Raw genomic sequence first — 6,892 nt, 5'->3', positions numbered from 1 at the left:
CAGGGGGGACCCTGTGGGAGAGTAGGACACCGCCGAACAATCATTGTGGGAAAGCCCCGCACCTTCTGGTGCGGGGCTTTTCTGCGTTCCGCGTCCGTTTTCCGGGGAGGGGCGGTGGACCCGGTGCCCGGGGGTGGGGGTGGCGGAGGGTAAGGTCAGGGGTCAACGTCGGTACGTTCCCAGCAGGAGGCCCCCGGGTGGAGGTCCAGGAGACCGAGGTCCAGACGGATCGGGTCCTCACCATCCCCAACATTCTCAGCATGGCGCGTCTCGTCGGCGTGCCGCTGTTCCTGTGGCTCATCCTGCGGCCGGAGTTCGGCGGGCCCAACAGTGATGTGTGGGCGCTGCTCGTGCTGATGCTCAGCGGGGTCAGCGACTACCTCGACGGCAAGCTGGCCCGCAAGTGGAACCAGATCAGCAGCCTCGGCCGGCTGCTGGATCCGGCCGCCGACCGGCTCTACATCCTGTCCACGCTGGTGGGCCTCACCTGGCGCGAGATCCTGCCGCTGTGGCTGACCGCCGTTCTTCTGGCGCGTGAAGTCATGCTGCTGGTCATGGTGGGAATCCTCCGCCGGCACGGCTACCCGCCGCCGCAGGTGAACTTCCTCGGGAAAGCTGCGACTTTCAACTTGATGTACGCCTTCCCGTTGCTGCTTCTCAGTGACGGAACCGGCTGGTTGGCGTCACTCGCTGAAGTTTTCGGATGGGCTTTCGCCGGATGGGGTACAACTCTGTATTGGTGGGCAGGGATCCTCTACGTGGTCCAGGTCCGCCGACTCGTGAAGGCGGATACCGCGGCCGATTGAGCCCGTTGGTCCCGTGCCGCGCAGCGTCGCCGGCAGGAACGAGGACGTCCGGGGACGAGTGAACGCGGACAGGTTCGGTCGGCAGGACCGTCGTCTCTTCAAGGAGGACGCTTCCGACATGAAGGCCGTCGTGATGGCCGGTGGCGAAGGAACCCGCCTTCGCCCCATGACCTCGAGCATGCCCAAGCCTCTTCTGCCGGTGGTGAACCGGCCGATCATGGAGCATGTCCTACGACTGCTCAAGCGGCACGGTCTCAACGAGACCGTCGTCACCGTGCAGTTTCTCGCGTCGCTCGTCAGGAACTACTTCGGCGACGGCGAAGAGCTCGGAATGGAGCTCACTTATGCCAACGAGGAGAAGCCGCTCGGCACAGCGGGCAGTGTGAAGAACGCCGAGGAAGCGTTGAAGGACGACGCCTTCCTCGTGATCTCGGGGGACGCCCTCACCGACTTCGACCTCACCGATCTGATCCGTTTCCACAAGGAGAAGGGCTCCCTCGTCACGGTCTGCCTGACGCGGGTGCCGAATCCGCTGGAATTCGGCATCACGATCGTCGACGAGGAAGGGAAGGTCGAACGCTTTCTGGAGAAGCCGACCTGGGGGCAGGTCTTCTCCGACACCGTGAACACGGGCATCTACGTCATGGAGCCCGAGGTCTTCGACTACGTCGAGGCCGACGTCCCGGTCGACTGGTCCGGCGATGTCTTCCCGAAGCTCATGAAGGAGGGCAAGCCGATCTACGGCTATGTCGCCGAGGGCTACTGGGAGGACGTCGGCACCCACGAGAGCTACGTCAAGGCACAGGCCGACGTCCTCGACGGCAAGGTCCAGGTCGACATCGACGGCTTCGAGATCTCCCCCGGCGTGTGGGTCGCCGAAGGCGCGGAGGTGCACCCCGACGCGGTGCTGCGCGGGCCGCTGTACATCGGGGACTACGCCAAGGTCGAGGCCGGCGCCGAGATCCGGGAACACACCGTCGTCGGCTCCAACGTGGTGGTGAAGACCGGAGCCTTCCTGCACAAGGCGGTCGTCCACGACAACGTCTACATCGGGCAGCAGAGCAACCTCCGCGGCTGCGTCATCGGCAAGAACACCGACGTCATGCGGGCGGCCCGGATCGAGGACGGGGCCGTCATCGGCGACGAGTGCATGATCGGCGAGGAGTCGATCGTCCAGGGCAACGTGCGGGTCTACCCGTTCAAGACCATCGAGGCCGGTGCCTTCGTCAACACCTCGGTGATCTGGGAGTCCCGCGGCCAGGCCCACCTCTTCGGCGCGCGCGGGGTGTCCGGGATCCTCAACGTCGAGATCACGCCGGAACTGGCGGTACGGCTCGCCGGGGCGTACGCGACGACCCTGAAGAAGGGCTCCACCGTCACCACCGCCCGCGACCACTCGCGCGGCGCCCGCGCGCTCAAGCGGGCCGTGATCTCCGCGCTCCAGGCCAGCGCCATCGACGTGCGGGACCTGGAGAACGTGCCGCTGCCGGTGGCCCGGCAGCAGACCGCGCGGGGGAGCGCCGGCGGGATCATGGTGCGGACCTCTCCCGGCGTGCCGGACTCCGTCGACATCATGTTCTTCGACGAGCGGGGCGCGGACCTGTCGCAGGCCGGGCAGCGGAAGCTGGACCGGGTGTACGCGCGGCAGGAGTACCGGCGGGCCTTTCCCGGCGAGATCGGCGACCTGTCGTTCCCCGCGAGCGTCTTCGACTCGTACACCGGCTCCCTGCTGCGGAACGTCGACACGTCCGGGATCGCGGAGGCCGGGCTGAAGGTGGTCGTGGACGCGTCCAACGGAAGCGCGGGACTCGTCCTGCCCAGCCTGCTCGGCCGGCTCCAGGTGGACTCGCTGACCATCAACCCGGGCCTCGACGAGTCGCGGCCCACCGAGTCCGTCGAGCGGCGGCGGGCCGGGCTGGTCCGGCTCGGGGAGATCGTGGCGTCGGCGCGGGCCGCGTTCGGCGTGCGGTTCGACCCCGTGGGCGAGCGGCTGTCGCTCGTCGACGAGCGGGGCCGGATCATCGAGGACGACCGGGCGCTGCTCGTGATGCTCGACCTGGTGGCGGCCGAGCGCCGGTCCGGCCGGGTCGCGCTGCCGGTCACCACGACCCGCATCGCCGAGCAGGTGGCCGCGTACCACGGCACCCAGGTCGAGTGGACGACCACCTCGCCCGACGACCTGACCCGGGTCGGCCGCCAGGAGTCGACGATCTTCGGCGGCGACGGGCGCGGCGGGTTCATCGTGCCCGAGTTCAGCAGCGTCTTCGACGGGGCCGCGGCCTTCGTGCGGCTGATCGGCCTGGTGGCGCGGACGCAGCTCACGCTCAGCCAGATCGACGCCCGGATCCCGCGGGCGCACGTCATCAAGCGGGACCTCGCCACGCCGTGGGCCGTGAAGGGGCTCGTGATGCGGCGGGTGGTCGAGGCGGCCGGCGGCCGGTCGGTGGACACCACCGACGGCGTGCGGGTCGTGGAGGCCGACGGACGGTGGGTGATGGTGCTGCCGGACCCCGCCGAGGCCGTCACCCACCTGTGGGCCGAGGGGCCCGACGACACCTCCGCGCAGGCGCTGCTCGACGAATGGGCGCGCGTGGTCGAGGGCGCGGGGCGCTGACCGGGGAGCGGACCGGGGCCGGGCGGCGGCAGCAGGGGGCCGCCCGGCCTTTCCCAGGGGGCATTCGGCGGTAGGACGTACGACGTGCGACGATGTGCGGCATGTCGCAGCAGCCCCCCGTTCGGAGCACCGGATCTCCGCCCCCGCGCCCGGACGCGTCGATGTCGCTGCTGAACAACGTCATCGACCACGCGCTGGACGACGGGTACGCGGAGGCGACCGCCCGGCGCGCCGCCGAGGGCGGCTCGGTACCGAAGCCGCTGCGGGCCAAGCTCGGGCTCGCGGCCGGGCTGGTGCTGGCCGCCGCCGTGGTGACCGTGGGCGCGGCCGAGGCCCGGGTCTCGGCCCCCGTCGTCGCCAAGGAGCGGCAGGAGCTCATCGACCGGATCGAGGGGGAGAACGCGTCCGCCGACGAGCTGGAGCAGGACGTCGAACGGATCCGCGCCGAGGTCGGCGAACGGCAGCGCGCGGCGCTCGAACAGCACGGCGGCGACCAGGCGGAACTGGTCGCGCTGCTGTCCGGGGCCACCCCCGTGCACGGCCCCGGGGTGAAGCTCGTCGTCGACGACGCCAAGGGCTCCGACAGCGGAGGCGGCGGCCCGCGCGAGAGCGCCGGCTTCTCCGACACCGGCCGGGTGCGGGACCGCGACATGCAGCGGGTGGTCAACGGGCTGTGGGAGTCGGGCGCCGAGGCCGTGTCGATCAACGGCCAGCGGCTGACCTCGCTCTCCGCGATCCGGGCCGCCGGCGACGCCATACTCGTCGACAACCGGCCGCTCGTGCCGCCGTACACCGTCCTCGCCGTCGGGGACGGGCAGCGGCTCGCCACCACCTTCCAGGACAGCGCGGACGGGCAGTACCTGCACGCGCTGGTGGAGAACTTCGGGATCCGCAGCAGCATCTCGGTCGAGGGCGAGGTGCGGCTGCCGGCCGCGCCGAGCCTGATCGTACGTACAGCAGAGCCGAGGGGGGCCGGGGCCGCGACGCCCACCGGCCGGGCCACGGCCGACAAGGGGAAGGCAACATCGTGATCGCCGTACTGGGCCTGATCGTCGGAGTCGTGGCCGGACTGCTGGTCCGGCCCGAGATCCCGGCGGTCGTCGAGCCCTATCTCCCGATCGCCGTGGTCGCCGCCCTCGACGCGGTCTTCGGCGGCCTGCGGGCCATGCTCGATGGGATCTTCGTCGACAAGGTCTTCGTCGTCTCCTTCCTGTCGAACGTGGTCGTGGCCGCGCTGATCGTCTTCCTCGGCGACAAGCTCGGCGTCGGCGCGCAGCTGTCCACCGGTGTCGTCGTCGTGCTCGGCATCCGGATCTTCTCCAACGCGGCCGCGATCCGCCGCCATGTCTTCCGGGCGTGAGGCCGATGAGTACGAACCCCAACGAGAACCCCGAGGCCGGCGAGAACCCCGAGCCGGACGAAGAGCGGAAGCCGGACGAGAAGCCGGAGGCGGGCGGGGAGCGCGGGGCGCCGGTGACGCCCGGGGCTTCCGGGGCCACGGAGCCGGCGACGCGGGCCGCGGAGGGCGGTGAGAGCGCTCCCGGGGCCGCCGTGCCCGCCCCGGAGGCCGGCCCCGGCACCGGGGACGCGCCGACCGGGCGCCGGCGGCTGGCGGACGCCCTGTGGCCGCCGCGGGTGACGCGGGCCCAGCTCGTCGTCGCCCTGCTGCTGTTCTGCCTGGGCTTCGGCCTCGCCATCCAGGTCTCCTCGACCAGCGAGGGCAGCGCCCTGCGCGGGGCCCGGCAGGAGGACCTCGTACGGATCCTCGACGAGCTCGACGACCGCACCCAGCGCCTGGAGGACGAGAAGGCGCGGCTGGAGAAGCAGCGCTCGGAGCTGGAGTCCAGCTCCGACCAGGCCGAGGAGGCCCGCCGGCAGACGCAGGAGAAGGAGCGGCAGCTCGGGATCCTGGCCGGCACGGTGGCCGCCGAGGGGCCGGGCATCACGCTGACCGTGACCGATCCGGTGGGCGCCGTCGAGTCCGACATGCTGCTCGACGCCATCCAGGAGCTGCGGGCGGCCGGCGCCGAGGCGATCCAGGTCGACGGGGTGCGGGTGGTCGCCGACAGTTATTTCACCGGGGGCGGCGATGACATGCGGATCGATGGAACGCAGGTGACCGCTCCGTACGTCTTCAAGGTCATCGGCAAGCCCGAGGATCTCGAGCCCGCGCTCAACATCCCCGGTGGAGTCGTGCAGACCCTCGAGAAGGAGCAGGCCACGGCCACGGTGGAGCGGTCGGCGAAGATCGTCGTCGACGCCTTGCGACCCGCGAAGCGGCCTGACTACGCTCGGTCGTCCTCCCCGTGAGAGAGGGGGCGAGGGGTCCCGCGACATGGGCTGGAGCGTTGCGGGGGGTCGGCGCACCACAACGGTGGTGCGTGGTGGAAACTGTCCGGAGGATACGGACGTTGTGAAGGTGTCCGGGTCGGCAGGTGTGATGGATCTCGGTTCGTCCTGCCCCACGGGCGGGTCTGTTTCGGTCAAGGGGAATCGCCCGTGAAGTTGTTTGCGAAGTTGTTCGGCAAGAGCGCACGCGAGGACGGCGGCAACGCCAGGCACCGCGCGCCGCGCCATGCCCAGAGCGAGGAGCAGGGCGGCGAGCGCCCGCTCTTCCGTGACGAGGTCGGTGGTCCGGGCGGTGACATTCCGGGCGCGCAGGGCGCGTCGTCTGTTGACCCCGCCGGTGCCGCGCGCATAGGTTTCGGTGAACCATCAACCTCAAGTACGGGTGGAGGGTTTGCCCCCGACCCGTACGCGACCCAGACCTCCGCGGGGCAGCCGCGGCAGGAGGACGCGTCCATGCCGGTGTGTACGAGGTGCGGTCACCGCAATACGGCGGACAGCCGCTTCTGCTCCCACTGCGGTACGCCGCTGCGGGGCGGGGTCGCCGCCGAGCGTCCCTCCGAGACGACGTCGACGATCTCGATCTCGGGGCTGGAGGCGTACGACGCCGAGACCACCGGTCAGATCGCGATGCCGGCGCTGTCCCCCGAGGCCCTGGCGGCCGTCGAGGCGCTGCCGCCCGGTTCCGCGCTCCTGGTGGTGCGCCGCGGTCCGAACTCGGGCAGCCGCTTCCTCCTGGACGGTGAGCTGACGACGGCCGGGCGCCACCCGCAGAGCGACATCTTCCTGGACGACTTCACGGTCTCCCGGCGGCACGTCGAGTTCCGCCGGCGCCAGGACGGCAGCTTCACCGTCGCCGACGTGGGCAGCCTCAACGGCACCTACCTCAACCGCGAGCCGATCGACGCGGACGTGGTGCTCAACAACGGCGACGAGGTGCAGATCGGCAAGTACCGGCTGGTCTTCTACGCGAGCCAGCGAGGCGTCTGACACGCCTGGCGGAGATCCTTCAGGAAAGGTCCATGGTGCGAACACCGACGGGCGGTGCCGGATCCGGCACCGCCACCGCGGGCGACCGGCGAGAGAGGAGCTGCCCCGTGCTCACCCAGATGCGGGACGCGTATAG

General features: G+C 70.6%; 6 protein-coding genes. All 6 read left to right on the top strand.

The features are described from left to right. The first annotated feature begins 197 nt into the window (after positions 1 to 197). Entirely contained in the window at positions 198 to 806 is a 609-nt protein-coding gene (locus tag AB0E83_RS34550; protein ID WP_362120642.1) for a CDP-alcohol phosphatidyltransferase family protein, read from the top strand. Between the two features lie 118 nt (positions 807 to 924). Further along, entirely contained in the window at positions 925 to 3,420 is a 2,496-nt protein-coding gene (locus AB0E83_RS34545) for a mannose-1-phosphate guanyltransferase (RefSeq protein ID WP_362120640.1), read from the top strand. A 92-nt stretch (positions 3,421 to 3,512) separates the two neighbouring features. Continuing rightward, positions 3,513 to 4,451 carry a DUF881 domain-containing protein gene (locus AB0E83_RS34540; protein ID WP_362120638.1) on the top strand — a complete coding sequence of 313 codons (939 nt, stop codon included), beginning with the start codon at positions 3,513 to 3,515 and terminating at the stop codon, positions 4,449 to 4,451. Continuing rightward, positions 4,448 to 4,780: a small basic family protein gene (locus AB0E83_RS34535; RefSeq protein WP_030492461.1), complete on the top strand. Its 333-nt coding sequence runs from the start codon at positions 4,448 to 4,450 to the stop codon at positions 4,778 to 4,780. The genes AB0E83_RS34540 and AB0E83_RS34535 overlap by 4 nt, the downstream gene beginning before the upstream one ends. Next, positions 4,777 to 5,730, top strand: coding sequence for a DUF881 domain-containing protein (locus AB0E83_RS34530; RefSeq protein WP_362120636.1), 954 nt, complete (start codon positions 4,777 to 4,779; stop codon positions 5,728 to 5,730). Before AB0E83_RS34535 ends, AB0E83_RS34530 begins: the two co-directional genes overlap by 4 nt. Before the next feature lie 81 nt (positions 5,731 to 5,811). Beyond that, positions 5,812 to 6,756 (top strand): FHA domain-containing protein, encoded by a 945-nt coding sequence (locus AB0E83_RS34525; protein WP_362120644.1) that lies wholly within the window; start codon positions 5,812 to 5,814, stop codon positions 6,754 to 6,756. The last annotated feature ends 136 nt before the right edge of the window (positions 6,757 to 6,892 follow it).

The sequence above is a fragment of the Streptomyces sp. NPDC035033 genome (assembly GCF_040636735.1).
Lineage (GTDB): Bacteria > Actinomycetota > Actinomycetes > Streptomycetales > Streptomycetaceae > Streptomyces.
Note: the sequence above shows the minus strand (reverse complement) of the source record. Positions and strands in the feature narration are given on the sequence as shown.